The sequence below is a fragment of the Herbaspirillum sp. GW103 genome, from assembly GCF_000261365.1.
Lineage (GTDB): Bacteria > Pseudomonadota > Gammaproteobacteria > Burkholderiales > Burkholderiaceae_D > Herbaspirillum.
Window position 1 is genome coordinate 839,244 of the sequence record NZ_AJVC01000003.1, and the last position, 17,080, is coordinate 856,323.

Genomic DNA, 17,080 nt, shown 5'->3' on the forward strand with positions numbered 1-17,080 from the left:
GCAAAAGACATCGTTCAATGAAGCGATGCGCATTCATCCACACCTGTAGAAGGATCTATCTTGATTTCGACGCATCTGGCCGCCTGGGCGGCCCAGGACACGCAATTGCTGCTGGTGACGCTGGCCGCACTGGTCACCATTGTGGTGCTGATCAGTTTCCTGTCCATCGCTCCTTTCCTCTCCATCCTCATCGGCACCTTCGTGGCCGGCATCGGTGCCGGCCTGCCGCTGGAAGACATCGCCAAGGCCTTCAGCAAAGGGGCCGGCAGCCTGCTCGGTGAAGCCGGCATCATCATCGCGCTGGGCGCCATGCTGGGCGCGCTCATGGCCGAATCGGGCGCAGCCGACCGCATCGTCAACACGCTGCTGCGCTATGCGCGCGGCAGCATCATCCCCTGGATGATGGCGCTGGTGGCGCTGGTGGTCGGCCTGCCGCTGTTCTTTGAAGTGGGGCTGGTGATGATGGCCCCGATCATCTTCGTCATGGCGCGTCGTTCCGAACTGCCGATCATGCGCGTGGCCATTCCCGCGCTGGCAGGCATGACCACCTTGCACGCGCTGCTGCCGCCGCATCCGGGCCCGCTGATCGCCGTGTCCGCGCTGCATGCCGACCTGGGCACGACCATGCTGCTGGGCTTCATCGTGGCCATTCCGGCGGTGATCATTGCCGGTCCGCTGTACGGCAACTTCATCGCGCCGCGCCTGAACCTGGCCGAACCGGACCAGATCGGCAAACTCTTCAGCGCCCGTGAAGGCCAATCCCAGCCCAGCTTCCCGGTGGCGCTGGTGACCATCCTGCTGCCGGTGGTGCTGATGCTGGGCCGCACCGTGGCGCGCATCTGGGTCACGCCCAAGACCGAGCTGTTTGACATGCTCAACTTCTTCGGTGAACCCATCATCGCGCTGACCGTGACGGTACTCTTTGCCGTGGTGGTGCTGGGTTGGGGCCAGGGCAGCAGCCGCTTCGAAGTCGGCGCCACGCTGCGCCGCGCCTTGCCGCCCATCTCCGGTCTCCTGCTGACCATCGGCGCGGGTGGCGGCCTGAAGCAGACCCTGCTGTCGGCCGGCATCAGCGACACCATCACCAAGATCGCCGATGGCACTCACATGCCGCTGATCCTGCTGGCCTGGATCATCGCCGTGGCGCTGCGCCAGGCAACCGGTTCGGCCACCGTCGCCACGACTGCCACCGCCGGCATCGTCGCGCCGCTGGTGGCGGGCCTTTCTGCCACCCACAATTCGCTCATGGCACTGGCCATCGGTGCGGGCTCGGTGTTCTTCTGCCACGTCAATGACGCCGGCTTCTGGATGGTCAAGGAATACTTCGGCCTGAACCTGAAGCAGACCCTGGCCACCTGGTCGGTGATCCAGACGCTGGTCTCGGTGATCGGGCTGGGCATGACGCTGCTGCTATGGGGACTGCTGGTCTGATCCCGCTGCACTCGCGGGCGGGCTGGCGCTGGTAGAATCGCAGCCTGCATTCATTTCCGGTTGAACCATGCCCGTCCGCGTCCAGACTGCCGATTTCGATCTCTCCACTGAAGTGGCGCAGCTGCGCCTGGCCAATCCGCGCGTCGGCGCAGTAGTCAGTTTCGTGGGCACCGTGCGCGATCTCAATGAGGGCGCGGCGGTCTCGGAGATGGAGCTGGAACACTATCCCGCCATGACCGAGCGTGCCCTGGAACAGATCGTGGAGCAAGCCAAGGCACGCTGGCCGATCTTCGATGCGCTGGTGATCCATCGCGTCGGTCCCATGCAGCCGCGCGAGCAGATCGTGCTGGTGGCGGTCACTTCACCGCATCGCGGCGAAGCCTTTGCCGCCTGCGAATTCATCATCGATTACCTCAAGACCCAGGCCCCGTTCTGGAAGAAAGAACAGACGCCGGACGGCGCACGCTGGGTCGACGCCCGCGAGAGCGACGACACGGCGCTGGCCAAGTGGGCGCAATAAGGCAGCATCGCCCGGGACGTTGATCCCGGCGACGCCATCAACGGCACAAAAGGGGATTTTCGTCTTGCCATTCACTTTCCGCTTTCCCCGCATCCCGGGTTTGCCCACGACGGCCACGGCTCCGTTCTGCCCTTCCGAAGTCGCCGGTACCGTCAACGTACCGCGCGGTGCTTCGGTCTGGCAGAAGCTGCGCATCTACGTGGGGCCAGGCCTGCTGGTCTCGATCGGCTACATGGACCCCGGCAACTGGGCGACATCGATCCAGGCAGGTTCACAGTTCGGTTACCAGCTGCTGTTCGTGGTGATGCTCTCCAGCCTGGCCGCCATCGTGCTGCAATGCCTATGCGCGCGGCTGGGGATCGCTACCGGCAAGGACCTGGCAGTGCATTCGCGGGAGCACTATCCGCCGGCCGTGGGCAAGGGCATGTGGGTGCTGGCCGAGCTCTCCATCATCGCCTGCGATCTGGCCGAGGTGCTGGGCTGCGCGCTGGCCTTCAACCTGCTGTTGGGGGTGTCGCTGCCGGTGGGCGTGCTGCTGACGGCGCTGGACACGCTCATCGTGCTGGGGTTGAAGGGCAGGGGATTCCGCCAGGTCGAGGCCATCATCCTGGGCCTGGTCATCACCATCGCCGCCTGCCTGCTGGCGCAGCTGGCCTTCGTCAAGGCGGACTGGCATGAGGTGATGCAGGGCTTCGTCCCCTCGCTGCAGGCCATCTCCAGCCGCGAACCGCTGTACCTGGCCATCGGCATCATCGGTGCCACGGTGATGCCGCACAATCTCTACCTGCATTCCTCCATCGTTCAGACCCGCAGCGTGCAGCGTGATCCGGCGTCGCTGCTGGAGGCGGTACGCTACACGCGGGTCGATACCACGGTCTCGCTGTTGATCGCCATGGTCATCAACGCCACCATTCTGATCCTGGCGGCAGCGGCCTTCCACAAGAGCGGCAATACGCAGGTCGCCGAGCTGGATGAGGCCTATCACCTGCTGGACCCCATCACCGGGTCGGCCATGGCCGCCATTCTGTTTGGCGTAGGCTTGTTCGCTTCCGGACAGAGTTCGACCTTCACCGGCACCATTGCCGGGCAGGTCATCATGGAGGGTTTTCTCAAGCTCAAGATTCCCTGCTGGCAGCGCCGCGTCATCACCCGCGCGCTGGCCCTGGTGCCCGCGTTGATCGGCGTGCTCACCCTGGGACCGCATTCGGTAGGCAAGCTGCTGGTCGCCAGCCAGGTGGTGCTGTCGCTGCAGCTGCCCTTTGCCATGTATCCGCTGATCCGCCTCACCAGCCGCCGGGATCTGATGGGCGACCTGGTCAATCGCTGGTGGGTGAGCGCGGTGGCCTGGCTGCTCTTCGTGACCATTTCGGCGGCCAATGTGTGGTTGGTGTGGCAGGTGTTTGCGGAGTAGTAAAAAGCCATTTGCACATCAAACTATCACGATTATCCTGGCTTTTCGGGTCAATGATGATAGTATGATGTGTATATGAAGACTTCCTGCACACTTCAAGTTCATATCGACGGGGCCTGGCGGCAGGCCGGTGCGTTGTCGTTGACTGCGCCGGTCGAGCTGGGCATGGCGGCTTCGACTTACTTCAGCTATGACGCCGTGCACGCCATCGATTACATGGGCAGGCGCGATGCTGCGGCCTTGTCGGTGAACGTGCCGGTGGGGTTGGAGAGCCTTAGTGAGGCGCGCTGGCCAGCTTGCCTGATCGATCTGCTGCCGCAAGGTTACGGTCGTGGCGAACTGTTGCGCCAGCTGGGTCTGGATGAGCGCGCCGAAGCCAGCGCCGACTGGCCGCTGCTGTGTGCTGGCGCGGGCAATCCCATCGGCAACCTGCGCGTGCAGGAAGCCTGGGAGTGGGCGCAGGCGCGCAGCGGACCGCAGCTGCGCGGCTTTGCGATGGAGGACATCGCTGCACGCTCCGAAGACTTCAATGAATACCTCGCCCAGCATGGCCTGTTCCTGGCGGGCTCGTCGGGGGTACAGGGCGAATGGCCCAAGATCCTGCTCACCCGTGCCCGCGATGGCCTGTTCTACCTCGACCACGCCTTGCCCGATGAGCTGGCCGAGCGCCATTACATCGTCAAGTTCGGACGCGGGCCCGACCCGGATCTGGCGCACATCCTGCGTCTGGAGGCACCCTACATGCAGCTGGCGATGCACTTGGGCCTGAAGGTCCACGGCGCGCTGGAACTGCATGGCAAGGCCTTGTTCATCCCCCGTTTTGACCGCGAAGTGCGCGGGACCGAAGTCGTACGCCACGCCCAGGAAAGCATTGCTTCCCTGTGCGGTGTGACGGGCTTTGCGGCCATCCCGTCACACAATGCTGTCTGCGCCAGGCTGGGTGAAGTCGCCACCGATCCGCTCCCCGAGATCATCGAATATCTGAAGCGCGACATCGCCAACATCGTCCTGCGCAACAAGGACAATCACGCCCGCAATACCGCCATCCGGCGCGATGCGCAGGGGCGGATCGGCCTCACGCCGCTGTTCGACTTTGCCCCGATGTGGCTGCATCCGGATGGCATTGCACGGCGCATGCGCTGGGAGCGTGACGATGGGGGCTCGCCGCAGTGGGCCAGCGTCATCACGCAGGCCTGCGAAGCCGCGCAGATCGAACAGTTACCGGTCAGGTCGGCCGTGCGTGAGATGGCATTGCCGTTGGCGGACTTGCTGCAATATGGCCGCAGCCTGGGTATCGAAGGCACTTTCCTCGATCCGCTGGCGGCCACCGTGGACCAGGTACGGGCACAGTTGGAGGCGCTCTGAATGGACAAGCGCTTCAAACCCCTGAGCGCCATCGAGCAGATGGAAGAGCGCCGCGCACTCTTCGATGAACTGGCCGCCGATCCCACCTTGCCGGTACCGGCCGTGGTTCGCAAGATTCGCACCACCTTGCGCCTGACCATCGCCGAATATGCCAAGGTGTGCGGCGTATCGGCCCGTACCCTGCAGGACATTGAACGCGGTGAATCCAGTCCCACCCTGGCCACGGCCGACAAGCTGCTCAAGCCGGTCGGCATGTGCGTCGGGGCCGTGATGCGCAAGCGCCCATGAAAAAGGCGACCCGTCGTCAGGTCGCCTCATCGGTTCATCTCACTGCAAGGTCATCAATTCTTCGCTACCGGCAGCTGCTTGCCGCTGCCCGGCTCCAGCACCACCGTGCAGGTCAGTCCCGAGGCCAGCAAGACGTTTTCCGGCACCTTGTCGAGGTGGATACGCACCGGGATGCGCTGGGCCAGGCGGACCCAGTTGAAGGTCGGGTTGACGTCGGCCGTCAGTTCGCGGCTCTGCGGGTTGTCGCGGTCGTAGATGCCGCGGGCGATGCTGTCCACGTGGCCTTCCATGGAGGCGCCGTTGATCAGCTGGATCTTCGCACGGTCACCGATGGACAGCAGTGGCAGCTTGGTTTCCTCGAAGTAGGCATAGACCCAGAAGGAATGGCTGTCGATCAGCGCGATCTTGGCCGCACCGGCGGCGGCATAGTCCCCCCGCCGCACGTTCAGGTTGGTGATGTAGCCATCCACCGGTGAGAAGACCTTGGTGCGCTCCAGGTTCAGCTTGGCGGTATCGCGTTGCGACAAGGCTGCCTGGTATTGCGCCTGGGCACCTTGCAGCTGGGCCTGGGCCGCTTCCAGCTGGGCTTGCGAGGCGGTGACCTGACTGCCGGCATCCTCGCGGGCTTCACGCGAGACCACCAGGGCGTCCACATCGGCGCGGCGGCGGGCTTGCGCACGGCGCATGTTGAGCTCGGCGCGGCGCGCGTCCACTTCTGCCTTGCGCACCTCCAGCTCGGCCTTGCGGGCGGTGACGGCGGCGTCGGCCTGCTGCAGCGCCAGCGTGTAGCGAGCCGGGTCGATCTCCATCAGCAGGTCACCTTTCTTGACCAACTGGTTGTCACGGACCGGCAATGCCACGATCTGGCCGGAGACATCCGGAGCGACGTTGACGACCTCGGCACGGACGCGACCGTCGCGCGTCCAGGGCGAGTGCATGTAATGCTGCCACAGGCTCCAGGCCAGCAGGATGGCCAGCAGGAAGATGGCCGAGGTGATGAGAACGCGGAAAATCGATTTGACCGACATGGTGAACTACTCCTGTTTGTTTCTTTATCTTTTCGTAAGGGATGCGTGCGCCAGGGGCGCCGGGCTAGCGGTATACCGCCAGCCCCAGCAAGGCCGCCAGGCAGACGAACAGGCTCACCCGGAACAGCGCCGGATGCCAGGTCAGCTCGTAGAAGCCCAGGCGCACCAGCACGCGGTCGGCCAGCATGGCCAGTACGGCGGCCACCACGGCCAGCAGCAGGACGGTCGGAATGTAGGCGTCGAAGAAGGAAATCTCACGTGGCATGGCGGGCTCCCGTTGTATTGTGCGCAGCCCCGGCGCGCATGGTGTGCAGCGGCGATTGCTCGTCGAGCAGGGCGGTACGGATGAAATGCAGATAGCTCAAGGTGCGTTGCAGACGATGGCGTTGGCTGCGTTCGCGGTAATGCGGGCCAATGGCGGCCTGGACTTCGGCGATGGTGGCATCGTTGGCGGCCAGGGCGGTGGCCAGGCTCGCCGCCGAGGGCCGGGCGAACAGCGCCGGGATGGCTTCGCGCAGGCGGTTCAGGGCAGCATAGGCAGAGGCCGGCAGCAGATCCGGTGCTTCCGTACGAATGCCTTGCAGCTCGTTACGCAGTTCGATGATGGCGTGGCCCACTTCCAGCGTAGCGAACATCCAGCCCAGCGCCTTCTGGCGTAGTAGCGGACGGCTGCTGGTGAACATGGTGATCTGGTGCATCAGGTCGCGGGTGCCGCTCTCGAACTTCAGGGCCAGATGAGCGAGCTTGCCGAAGCAGGCATCGACCACCTGCTTGCGCAACTGTCTCTCCAGCACGCGCACGGTCCAGTCAGTGGTCGGCGGCAGCAGCACCATGAAGGCCGCGGCCGTGACCAGCAGGGAGATCACCAGCGCCACCGATTCGTTCAGATAAGCCGCCGCATTGAAGTGCGCAAAGTTGTCCGGCACCGCCAGGAAGGGGAAGAAAATGCAGATCCCCAGGCCGTAACCTGCATAAGCGGGACGGGTGGTCAGGTAGACGGCCAGCATCAGTACCGGCATCAAGGCGCTGGCCAGCATCCAGTACCCATCCAGGCGCGGCAGGATATGGAAGGTGTAGACGTAACCGGCCACGGCGGCAAACAGCACACCGATGGCAACCGTCCGGGTGGCCTTGGCCGGATCGGGCGCAGCCGAGGTGATGGCGCAGAAGGCGGCGGCGTTGAGTACGGCCACGTCACCGCTGGGCCAGCCGCTGGCGATCCAGAATCCGGCCAGGGCCAGCATCACGATGGCCGCACGGGCACCGGCAATGAGGGCGGTGGTCATGCTGGTCTTGGGGGCGTACGAATGTTCCCACTGCTCGCGCTCGTGGTGGCGCTGGGTCAGGGAGGCATAGGTCAGCGTGTAGGCGTGCAGTTCCTCGATGACGCGATAGAGCAGCTCGGAGGCCGTATCGAAGTCCAGCATGGCGCTGTCGCTCTGGCACTGTTCGGACAGCGTGTTGCGGGTGGCACGCACGCGGCGCGGCAGCTCGCGCTTGTAGGCGTCCAGCTTCAGGGCCGCATCGGCGGCGTCCAGCGCACTCATGACCGGCTCCCCGCTGGCGCGGGTGAGCAGGGGCTGTACTTCGCGGTAGTAGGGAGAGAGGGCATCGATCACCACCTGTGCGCCGGGTGCCGGGTTGGCGTGCAAGCGGTTCATCAACTGGTGCAATGCGTGCATGCGGGTGGACAGGGCCATGAACTCGCTGTTCATGCGTGTGAGACGGCCACTGCGCAGACGTACTTCGGGATCCTCGAAGATGGCCGAACTGCGCATGGCCTCCAGCCCGATGATGTCGCCCACGAAGCGGGCATTGGCGGCTTCGAGCTGCTTGCGGTCAGCGCTGCCGCCGAGCGTGGCGCTGATCAGATCGACGAAGGCCGTGAAGCGGCCACGGATGACGCGTACCAGCCCCGGTGCGCTGGCCTGCGGGAACACCAGTGCGCTGACCAGGCCGACACAGACGATGCCGACCATGATCTCGCTGACGCGCGTCATCACCGAATCGAAAGTGATGGTCGGATGCAGGGCCGAGGGCAGGCCGATCAGGGCGACCGTATAGCCCGAGAGCACGAAGCCATATGAACGAAAATTCCGGTTATGGGCCGAGCCCACGGTACACAGACCGATCCACAGCGCCGAGGCCAGCAGGAACAGTTCCGGTGTCTGTGCAAACAGATCGACGAAGACCACGATGGCTGCCGAGCCGACCAGGGTGCCGATGACCCGATAAAAGCTCTTGGCCAGGATCATGCCGCTTTGCGGCTGCATGACGATGAACACGGTGATGAGCGCCGAGCGCGGCGATTCCAGGTCCAGCCCATAGCCGATGCCCAGTGCCAGCAGGCCGGCGAAGACCATCTTGAAGACATAGACCCAGGTTGCTGCATCGCTGCGCCACCAGTCGGTGGCAGCCTCGCGCAACTGGGCCTTCAGGGAAAGGGCAGGGGTATTCATTGCGCGGCCACTCTGGCTGGTGCTTCATCGTCGATGCCGCCCCCCAGCGCCGTCTGCAGGGCCGCAAAGGCGGCCAGTCGCTGTGCCTGCAATTGCTGCACGATCTGCTGCTGACGCAGCCATTGGGTTTGCGCATGCAGCACGTTGAGGTAGTCGGTCAGGCCGCGCTGGTAGGCACGGGTGGCGATGTCCACGTTCTTCTGTGCGGCCCGCACCGATTCCTGCGCCTGCTTCTGCTGGCGCACTACCGATTGCAGGGTCACGACCTGGTCGGAGATCCCTTTCAAGGCCTGCGACAGCAGGCCGTTGTAGTGCTCCACCGCAATGTCATACCCTGCACTGGCGGCACCGAGCTGGCCGCGCAGGCGCCCGCCCTCGAAGATCGGCAGCGAGATGGCCGGGCCGTAGGTGGTCTGCAGATTGGGCGCGGAGAGGAAGGAGAACAGCCCGCCGCCCGCCGCCGCCGGGCCGATGCCGGCCAGCAGGTTGATATTGGGATAGAAGGCCGCCTTGGCCACCGAGATGCCCTTGGCCGCCGCCTCCACGCGCCAGCGGGCGGCACTGATGTCCGGACGGCGACCCACCAGATCAGCCGGCAGCACGCTGGGCAGGCCGAGGGTGCTGTGCAACTGCAGGGTCGGACGGGTGATGCCGTCGGCGGCACCGGGGCCGGCGCCCAGCAGCGCGGCCAGTTGATTGCGGATCAGGGCGATGTTTTCCTGCAGGGCTTCGATCTGACGACGGGTTTCCGGCAGCGGCGCTTCGGCCTGGGTGATCTCCAGCTGGGTGCCAAGGCCACCCGTGAAGCGGCGCCGGGCCAGGTCGAGGATATTCTGCTCTTGCTTGAGCATGGCTTCGGTGTTCTCCAGCAGCCCGTATTGCAGTGCCAGTTGCACATAGGTGCGCACCACATTGCCTTCCAGGTCCAACTGGGCGGCGCGTGCATCAGCGGCCACGGCGTGCATTTCATCCTGGGCGCGCAGGGTGGTGTTCTTATTGCGGTCCCACAGATCGACGTTGTAGGACAGGCCCAGGGTCGCCGTGTTGTTCCAGGTCAGCTTGTCGCGGAAGGCTGCACCGTAATAGACGTTGTCGGACCAGTCCTTGCGGCCGACCGCCACATCCAGTTGGGCGCCGGGCAGTTCACCGGCATGCGCCACCACGGCCATCGACTGCGCCTGGCGCACACGGGCTGCGGCCACCGCCATGCCGGGATTGCCCGCCACCGCGCGGAGCACCAGCGCATCGAGTTGCGCATCGCCGTAGGCCTGCCACCAGGCGCGCTGCGGCCAACCGGCCTCGCTGGCGGCCCGGCTGATGGCCTGGCCGACATCGAGCACGGCCACGTCCCGCACCTGGGCCTGTGGCTGGATGCCGCCCTGGTCGGCACAGCCGGCCATTGTCAGCGAAAGCGCAATGACGCTCAGCGCGGGCAGCTTGGAGAAGGCGATACGTGTCATGGAATTACCCAAAAATATGCAAATATCAGAAGTTACGTATTCTATTTTGTAAATATCTCAGAAAAAATCCGCTATTTGGCAAAGGTTTATATCGAATACAGCAATAATGATTGCTCCATTCTGAGTAACAATGCTGCCGTGGCGTAGTGCGTCTTTTTGCAGGCAGTGTTGTGTCTGTGCATGCCTGCGCCTTGTACAGTGATAGGAAAACGATGGATACCCTGCAAAACATGCGCGTGTTCGCGCGCGTGGTCGAGGCTGGCAGCTTCACCCAGGCGGCCCAGCAGATGGGCTTGACTACGGCCCATGTCTCGCGGGCGGTGGCCGATCTGGAGCGTCATCTGCGCACGCGCCTGATGAACCGAACCACCCGGCGCATCGCCCTGACCGAAGCGGGCGAACGCTATCTGCTGCGCTGCCAGCAGATCATGGCCTATGTCGACGAGGCCGAGGCCGAGGCCAGTGCGGCCTACGTCAAGCCCTCCGGGCGCCTGCGCATCCATGCCATGACCAGCTTCGGGCAGCGCTACGTGATCCCGTCGATCTCGGGCTACCACAAACGCTATCCGGACGTGGCGGTAGAGCTGACGCTGGCCCAGCGCATTCCGGACATGCTCGAAGAGGGCTATGACGTCTCGCTGGTGCTGGCGCGCGAATTGCCCGATTCCGGCCTGATTTACCGCCAGCTTGGTACCACCTTCAGCATGCTGTGCGCTGCACCGGCCTATCTGGATAAATACGGTGTGCCGCAGCAGCCGGCCGATCTGCTCAATCATGCCTGCCTGCAACTGGTGAGCCCCATCTCGCCGCTGGACGAGTGGGTGCTGGAAGGGCCGGAAGGCGGGGCGGTGATTGCCGTCAAGAGCAATTTCCAGGTCAACGTGGCCGAGGCCATGCTCACCGCCATCCGCGAAGGCATGGGCATTGGCGTGCTGCCCATCTATTCGGCGGTGGACGCCCTGCGCGCCGGCACCATCGTACGGGTGCTGCCGCAGCATCGCCTGCAGGACATGGGCGTCTATGCACTGTATCCTTCCCGTCAGTATCTGGACGCCAAGATCAGCACCTGGGTGGACTGGATGCACGAAACGGTGGACAAGACCTTGCAGGAAGATCATCAGGCCCTGGAACGCCTGGGCAGCCTGCGCGAGGAAATGCAGGGCCTGGCCCTGCGCGGCGGCCAGCTGGCCTGATCAATCAAGGGAGAGCGCCATGGGATGGCTGGCAGTGGGAATGGGAGCGGCACTGGGCGCCTGGCTGCGCTGGCGTATTTCAGTGGTCTGGAACGTCGACGGTCACTTCGTGCCGCTGGGCACGCTGGCGGCCAACTGGATTGGCGCCTACGTGATCGGCTTCCTGGTGGCCTATTTCGAGCAGCATCCGGCGCTGGCGCCCGAATGGCGGCTATTTGCCGTCACCGGGGTGCTGGGCGGACTGACCACCTTCTCGACCTTCACGGCCGAATCCATGATCCTGTTGCAGCGCGGTGATTACCTGTGGGCCATCGGCCACTCCGGCCTGCATCTGCTGGGTTCCATCGTGCTCTGCGTTGCCGGCTTTGCAAGCTATCGTGCATTGGCCGGATGATCACTCCGCGCGACCTGATGCAGATCAAAACGGACGGCACGATCATTGCTTGAAAATCGCAGGCGCAGGCCCAACTTTCATCTCATTGAAAAATTGGAGCGAACCATGCGTCTCGACAAACTCACCACCAAATTGCAGGAAGCGCTGGCCGATGCGCAATCCCAGGCAGTCGGCCACGACAATCAATACATCGAACCCGTTCACCTCATCCTGGCACTGCTGAACCAGGATGACGGCGGCGCCCGCTCGCTGCTGCAGCGTGCCGGCGTGAATGTGAACGGTCTTTCCACCGCCTTGCAGGCGGCCGTCAAGCGCCTGCCGCAGGTGTCCGGCAATGGCGGCGAAGTGCAGGTCGGCCGCGAGCTGGTGGCCTTGCTCAACCTGGCCGACAAGGAAGCGCAAAAGCATGGCGACCAGTTCGTCGCCAGCGAAATGGTGCTGCTGGGCCTGGTGGACGACAAGTCCGAGGCCGGCCGTGCCGCGCGCGAGAACGGCCTGACGCGCAAGTCGCTGGAAGCCGCCATCACGGCCGTGCGCGGCGGTGCTTCCGTGTCCTCGCAACAGGACGAAGGCCAGCGCGAAGCCCTCAAGAAGTACACCCTGGACCTGACCGAGCGCGCCCGCGCCGGCAAGCTCGACCCGGTGATCGGCCGCGACGATGAAATCCGCCGCGCCATCCAGGTGCTGCAACGGCGCAGCAAGAACAATCCGGTACTCATCGGCGAACCCGGCGTGGGCAAGACCGCCATCGTCGAGGGCCTGGCCCAGCGCATCGTCAATGGCGAGGTGCCGGACAGCCTCAAGTCCAAGCGCGTGCTGTCGCTGGATATGGCGGCGCTGCTGGCCGGTGCCAAGTATCGCGGGGAATTCGAGGAGCGGCTGAAGGCGGTCCTCAAGGAAATCGCCCAGGACGAAGGCCAGACCATCGTCTTCATCGATGAGCTGCACACCATGGTCGGTGCCGGCAAGGCCGAAGGCGCCATGGATGCCGGCAACATGTTGAAGCCTGCCCTGGCGCGCGGCGAACTGCACTGCGTGGGCGCCACCACCCTGGATGAATACCGCCAGTACATCGAGAAGGATGCCGCGCTGGAACGCCGCTTCCAGAAGATCCTGGTGGACGAGCCCAGCGTGGAAGCCACCATCGCCATCCTGCGCGGCCTGCAGGAAAAATACGAGGTACACCATGGCGTGGACATCACCGATCCGGCCATCGTGGCGGCCGCCGAGCTGTCGCATCGCTACATCACCGACCGCTTCCTGCCGGACAAGGCCATCGACCTGATCGACGAAGCCGCTTCCAAGATCAAGATCGAAATCGACTCCAAGCCGGAAGTCATGGACAAGCTCGACCGTCGCCTGATCCAGCTGAAGATCGAGCGCGAAGCCGTCAAGCGCGAGAAGGACGAAGCCTCGCAGAAGCGCCTGCAACTGATCGAGGAAGAGATCGAGAAGCTCGAGCGCGAATATGCCGACCTGGAAGAAATCTGGAAGGCCGAGAAATCGACTGCCCAGGGTGGCCAGCAACTGAAGGAAGAAATCGAGAAGGTGCGCCTGCAGATGGAAGAGGCCACCCGCAAGAGCGACTGGCAGAAGGTATCCGAACTGAAGTACGGCAAGCTGGCCGAGCTGGAAGCCGCCCTGGAAGTGCAGAACAAGAAGGATGCGGCAGGCGTCAAGAACGAGAAGCCCAAGCTGGTCCGTACGCAAGTGGGCGCCGAAGAAATCGCCGAGATCGTCGCGCGCGCCACCGGTATTCCGGTCTCACGCATGATGCAGGGCGAACGTGAAAAATTGCTGCATATGGAAGACGTGCTGCATGAACGCGTGGTCGGCCAGGATGAGGCCATCGTGGCCGTCTCCGACGCCATTCGCCGTTCCCGCGCGGGTCTGGGCGATCCCAGCAAGCCCTACGGTTCCTTCATGTTCCTGGGCCCCACCGGCGTGGGCAAGACCGAGCTGTGCAAGGCGCTGGCGTCCTATCTCTTCGATACCGAGGAAGCCATGATCCGCATCGACATGAGCGAATTCATGGAGAAGCATTCCGTGGCCCGTCTCATCGGCGCGCCGCCTGGCTATGTCGGCTACGAGGAGGGCGGCTACCTGACCGAAGCGGTGCGGCGCAAGCCCTACAGCGTGATCCTGCTTGATGAAATCGAGAAGGCGCACCCGGATGTCTTCAACGTGCTGCTGCAGGTGCTCGATGATGGCCGCATGACCGATGGCCAGGGCCGCACCGTGGACTTCAAGAACACCGTGATCGTCATGACTTCCAACCTGGGTTCGCACAAGATCCAGAGCATGGAAGACAGCGATCCGGCGCTGGTCAAGCTGGCAGTGATGGCCGAGGTGCGTACGCACTTCCGCCCGGAATTCATCAACCGGGTGGACGAGATCGTGGTCTTCCACGCCCTGGACGCCAAGAACATCGGCGCCATCGCCAAGATCCAGCTGCGCATCCTGGAGCAGCGCCTGGCCAAGCTGGAGATCGGCCTGGAGATCAGCGAGGCCGGCCTGCAGAAGATCGCCGAGGCCGGCTTCGATCCGGTCTACGGTGCCCGACCGCTCAAGCGCGCCATTCAGCAGGAGATCGAGAACCCGCTGTCCAAGCAGATCCTGGCCGGCCAGTTCGGTCCCAAGGACGTGGTCCACGTGACGGTGCAAAACGGCCAGCTGGTCTTCAGCAAGGCTTGAAGGAGCAGGCCCGGGCCTGCGTCATCGAGGTGAAGGCCCCTGCGCCGGCAGGGGCAGAAGCGGCGGGTACATGTTCATGTCCCGCCGCTTTTTTATGACGCTTGTGGCAATAAAGGTGCAAGGACAAGTCCTGGTGTTGGACAGGCGTTCCCGAAAGTTGTAATACATTTAGAATGCCAGGTGAATTTCCATTCCTCCGCGCCCAGTGCGGGTCCTGGCGAGGTTGACGGTCGTGCTTTATTACGCCGCATTGCAAAAAAACCTCCCCGAGAGAGGGGGAATGTGATATTTACTTCACTCTTAGGGGGACGCGCCTGAATTATTGAGACCGGTGCGCCATCGATGAAAGATGCAAGCCAGCGCGGCTGCGGCCGGGTCGGTTTGCCATGCTGGCAGCAAGGAATTCATGGTCATATCCGTCAATTGCGGTCACGTCAGCAGCACCGGCGTATGGGGGCGATTCTGAAGCGATCGTCCCTGCAGCGGCTGTTCATCTTGCCGTTCATCTTCCTGATGGTCTGCCTGATGCTGACCATCGGCTGGTTTCTGTATCGGGCCGGCGATGACGCCACCGAGGTCCTGGCGCGCAATGCGCTCACCGAAGTGATGGGGCGCGTGAGCCAGGCCATCACTCGGCAGACCATGGGTGCCCGCGAAACCCTCAACGTGATCGCACCGCCGCCGGTACCGCCGGCCGAGGCCGGGCAGGCGCCCGCTGCGCTGCCTTTCCCAAAGAGTCGCAAGGAGCTGGAAGACCGCCTGTGGTTGGCCAATTCGCTCTTCGACGCGCCCAGCTACGTCTATTTCGGCGGCGCTGACGGGAGTTTCCTGGGGATCAAGCAGGAGCAGCCTTCGCTGTTCATGTACAGCGTGCGCGAGCCGGGCGAGAAGAATTTCGTGTATTACCTGCGCGGTCCCGGCACCGAGATGAAGCTCACCGCCGTGCAGGACTACGAACCACGCAAGCGGCCCTGGTATCTGCAGGCAGTGCAGCAAGGGCGGGAGACCTGGTCACCGGTCTATGTGGATTACCGCAACAAGGCCATTGTCGGCATCAACCTGTCCAAGCCGATCTACGCCGAGGACGGCAGCCTGCTGGGCGTGGCCAACAGCAGCATCGGCCTGCAGCAGCTGACCGATCTGTTGCGCCAGGTACCGCTGAGCGCGCAGGGGGTCGCCTTTGTTACCGAGTTGAAGGGAGATATGGTGGCCACCTCCCTGGATGAACCGATCTACCAGGCCGGCGAGGGTGGCGGCGAACCCTTGCGGCTCAATGCCAGCCAGAGCAGCTCGCTGCTGGTTCGGCAAGCCTATGAGGAGGTGCGGCGCTACCTGAGCGTGCACTCGGGCGAGCCCGACAGGCTGGTCCTGCTGGGCGCACGTAGCCAGGGCAGCAAGATCGAGGTGGCGTTCCGCCTGGTGCGCGATCCGGCCGGGCTGGCATGGCTTGCCATCAGCGCGGCACCGCGCTCGGATTTCCTGGGATCGGTGACCAGCGGTGTCTATCAGACCCTGGTCCTGGGCCTGATGGCGGTCTGCCTGACCTTCGTGATCGGTTTCCTGCTCCTGCGCTGGGTGCTGCGCGACATCCGCAAGCTGACCCTGGCAGCCAAGAGCATCGGCAACGGCAGCCCCTTCCCGGCGCTCAACATCGACCGCAACGATGAAATCGGCCAGCTCGCCCAAAGCTTCGTGGAAATGGAGCGCAACCTGCGCACCGACCGCCTCACCAACGTCCTCAATCGCGATTCGCTGATCGCCCAGATCGATTTCCGCCGTCGCAACAGCTCGCAGGCCGTACCACTGCATTTCGCCTTGCTCTTCATCGATCTCGACCGCTTCAAGGCGGTCAACGATGAATACGGCCACGACGAGGGCGACAAGGTCCTCATCGCCATCGCCGATCGTTTGCAGCATAGCCTGCGCCATGATGATTCGGTGGCGCGCTTCGGCGGTGATGAATTCGTCGTCTACCTGCATGGCGTGACCGAGATGGAAGTGGCGCGCAGCATTGCCGACAAGATCCGCCACGCCGTCAACAAGCCCATCGAGGGACGCGATGGCCAGCGCTACACGGTGGACGCGTCGGTGGGCGTGTCGCTCTACCCGGACGACGGCCTGGATGTGGAAACCTTGCTGCGGGTGGCCGATTCACGTATGTTCGACCAGAAGCGCCTGCATCGCATCCTGTCGGTGTGAATGCAGCTGTGCCCGCGATCATCCCATCCATCTCATCCATCCCATCGAACGTTCCGGAGAAATTCATGACCCTTGCCAGCTTTGCCACCTGCGACCTGTGCGACGCCAACGAAGACAAGCTGGCCGCCGGGACGCTGCACGTATTGCCACCGATCTTTGCCTCCTTCGGCCGCAGGCAGGTCTTCGCCGGTCCGGCCAGGACGCTCAAGGTCTTCGAGGACAACGTGCTGGTGCGCAAAACCCTGGAGACCCCGGGCAATGGTCAGGTGCTGGTGGTCGATGGTGGCGGCAGTCTGCGCTGCGCGCTGGTCGGTGGCAACCTGGCGCAACTGGCCCAGGACAACGGTTGGGCCGGCATCCTGGTCAATGGCTGTGTGCGCGATGCGGCTGAACTCAATGCCTGCGAGGTCGGTATCCGGGCACTGGCCACCCATCCGCAGCGCAGTTTCCGCAAGGGGGCAGGGGATGCCGATATCAAGGTCGGCATCGCCGGCGTGGCCGTGCATCCCGGCGACTGGATCTATGCCGATGTGGATGGAGTGCTGGTGTCGCGCAGCCAACTTTGAGCGTTTTTCTTCAGTTTCCCTGGTGCACCCGCAAGCCCGCCACGCGCGGGCTTTTGTTCCTGCCCGCGCAGC

General features: G+C 63.8%; 14 protein-coding genes. 10 read left to right on the top strand and 4 right to left on the bottom strand.

Annotation, left to right across the window (positions count from 1 at the left end):
• The first annotated feature begins 60 nt into the window (after nt 1–60).
• From GWL_RS07375 to GWL_RS07395, 5 genes are all read left to right on the top strand, one after another.
• Nucleotides 61–1,431 (top strand): gluconate:H+ symporter, encoded by a 1,371-nt coding sequence (locus GWL_RS07375; protein ID WP_008328253.1) that lies wholly within the window; start codon nt 61–63, stop codon nt 1,429–1,431.
• Between the two features lie 67 nt (nt 1,432–1,498).
• Nucleotides 1,499–1,951, top strand: a complete 453-nt coding sequence (moaE, locus tag GWL_RS07380) for a molybdopterin synthase catalytic subunit MoaE (protein WP_008328254.1) — start codon at nt 1,499–1,501, stop codon at nt 1,949–1,951.
• Between the two features lie 64 nt (nt 1,952–2,015).
• Nucleotides 2,016–3,362: an Nramp family divalent metal transporter gene (locus GWL_RS07385; protein ID WP_008328255.1), complete on the top strand. Its 1,347-nt coding sequence runs from the start codon at nt 2,016–2,018 to the stop codon at nt 3,360–3,362.
• A 75-nt stretch (nt 3,363–3,437) separates the two neighbouring features.
• On the top strand, nt 3,438–4,727 hold the full coding sequence (locus GWL_RS07390; RefSeq protein WP_034350248.1) for a type II toxin-antitoxin system HipA family toxin: 1,290 nt from the start codon (nt 3,438–3,440) through the stop codon (nt 4,725–4,727).
• Nucleotides 4,728–5,015, top strand: coding sequence for a helix-turn-helix transcriptional regulator (locus GWL_RS07395; protein WP_008328257.1), 288 nt, complete (start codon nt 4,728–4,730; stop codon nt 5,013–5,015). It begins immediately after the preceding gene.
• Between the two features lie 53 nt (nt 5,016–5,068).
• Here the strand turns inward: GWL_RS07395 and GWL_RS07400 are convergent, their stop codons facing one another.
• The 4 genes from GWL_RS07400 to GWL_RS07415 form a co-directional block, all read right to left on the bottom strand.
• Nucleotides 5,069–6,043, bottom strand: coding sequence for an HlyD family secretion protein (locus GWL_RS07400; RefSeq protein WP_008328258.1), 975 nt, complete (start codon nt 6,041–6,043; stop codon nt 5,069–5,071).
• Between the two features lie 64 nt (nt 6,044–6,107).
• Nucleotides 6,108–6,308, bottom strand: a complete 201-nt coding sequence (locus tag GWL_RS07405; RefSeq protein WP_008328259.1) for a DUF1656 domain-containing protein — start codon at nt 6,306–6,308, stop codon at nt 6,108–6,110.
• Nucleotides 6,298–8,502: an FUSC family protein gene (locus GWL_RS07410; RefSeq protein WP_008328260.1), complete on the bottom strand. Its 2,205-nt coding sequence runs from the start codon at nt 8,500–8,502 to the stop codon at nt 6,298–6,300. The genes GWL_RS07405 and GWL_RS07410 overlap by 11 nt, the downstream gene beginning before the upstream one ends.
• Entirely contained in the window at nt 8,499–9,962 is a 1,464-nt protein-coding gene (locus GWL_RS07415; protein WP_008328261.1) for an efflux transporter outer membrane subunit, read from the bottom strand. The genes GWL_RS07410 and GWL_RS07415 overlap by 4 nt, the downstream gene beginning before the upstream one ends.
• Nucleotides 9,963–10,174: 212 nt before the next feature.
• Between GWL_RS07415 and GWL_RS07420 the strand changes: the two genes are divergently transcribed.
• The 5 genes from GWL_RS07420 to rraA all read left to right on the top strand — a co-directional run bounded on the left by GWL_RS07420 (nt 10,175) and on the right by rraA (nt 17,008).
• On the top strand, nt 10,175–11,155 hold the full coding sequence (locus GWL_RS07420; RefSeq protein ID WP_008328262.1) for a LysR family transcriptional regulator: 981 nt from the start codon (nt 10,175–10,177) through the stop codon (nt 11,153–11,155).
• 19 nt (nt 11,156–11,174) lie between these two features.
• The gene (crcB, locus tag GWL_RS07425; RefSeq protein WP_008328263.1) at nt 11,175–11,549 is read left to right on the top strand and encodes a fluoride efflux transporter CrcB; all 375 of its coding nucleotides are present in this window, start codon (nt 11,175–11,177) and stop codon (nt 11,547–11,549) included.
• 105 nt (nt 11,550–11,654) lie between these two features.
• Complete coding sequence (gene clpB / locus GWL_RS07430) at nt 11,655–14,243, top strand: ATP-dependent chaperone ClpB (RefSeq protein WP_008328264.1); 2,589 nt, start codon at nt 11,655–11,657, stop codon at nt 14,241–14,243.
• 450 nt (nt 14,244–14,693) lie between these two features.
• On the top strand, nt 14,694–16,442 hold the full coding sequence (locus GWL_RS07435; RefSeq protein WP_008328266.1) for a diguanylate cyclase: 1,749 nt from the start codon (nt 14,694–14,696) through the stop codon (nt 16,440–16,442).
• Nucleotides 16,443–16,507: 65 nt separating this feature from the next.
• Nucleotides 16,508–17,008 (top strand): ribonuclease E activity regulator RraA, encoded by a 501-nt coding sequence (gene rraA, locus GWL_RS07440; RefSeq protein WP_008328267.1) that lies wholly within the window; start codon nt 16,508–16,510, stop codon nt 17,006–17,008.
• Nucleotides 17,009–17,080: the final 72 nt, after the last annotated feature.

Excerpts from the sequence above, each read along its gene's own strand:
- clpB (WP_008328264.1), top strand. The coding sequence starts at position 11,655 with ATGCGTCTCGACAAACTCACCACCAAATTGCAGGAAGCGCTGGCCGAT.
- GWL_RS07400 (WP_008328258.1), bottom strand. The coding sequence starts at position 6,043 with ATGTCGGTCAAATCGATTTTCCGCGTTCTCATCACCTCGGCCATCTTC.
- GWL_RS07435 (WP_008328266.1), top strand. The coding sequence starts at position 14,694 with ATGGGGGCGATTCTGAAGCGATCGTCCCTGCAGCGGCTGTTCATCTTG.
- GWL_RS07415 (WP_008328261.1), bottom strand. The coding sequence starts at position 9,962 with ATGACACGTATCGCCTTCTCCAAGCTGCCCGCGCTGAGCGTCATTGCG.
- GWL_RS07395 (WP_008328257.1), top strand. The coding sequence starts at position 4,728 with ATGGACAAGCGCTTCAAACCCCTGAGCGCCATCGAGCAGATGGAAGAG.
- crcB (WP_008328263.1), top strand. The coding sequence starts at position 11,175 with ATGGGATGGCTGGCAGTGGGAATGGGAGCGGCACTGGGCGCCTGGCTG.
- GWL_RS07405 (WP_008328259.1), bottom strand. The coding sequence starts at position 6,308 with ATGCCACGTGAGATTTCCTTCTTCGACGCCTACATTCCGACCGTCCTG.
- rraA (WP_008328267.1), top strand. The coding sequence starts at position 16,508 with ATGACCCTTGCCAGCTTTGCCACCTGCGACCTGTGCGACGCCAACGAA.
- GWL_RS07410 (WP_008328260.1), bottom strand. The coding sequence starts at position 8,502 with ATGAATACCCCTGCCCTTTCCCTGAAGGCCCAGTTGCGCGAGGCTGCC.
- moaE (WP_008328254.1), top strand. The coding sequence starts at position 1,499 with ATGCCCGTCCGCGTCCAGACTGCCGATTTCGATCTCTCCACTGAAGTG.
- GWL_RS07420 (WP_008328262.1), top strand. The coding sequence starts at position 10,175 with ATGGATACCCTGCAAAACATGCGCGTGTTCGCGCGCGTGGTCGAGGCT.
- GWL_RS07390 (WP_034350248.1), top strand. The coding sequence starts at position 3,438 with ATGAAGACTTCCTGCACACTTCAAGTTCATATCGACGGGGCCTGGCGG.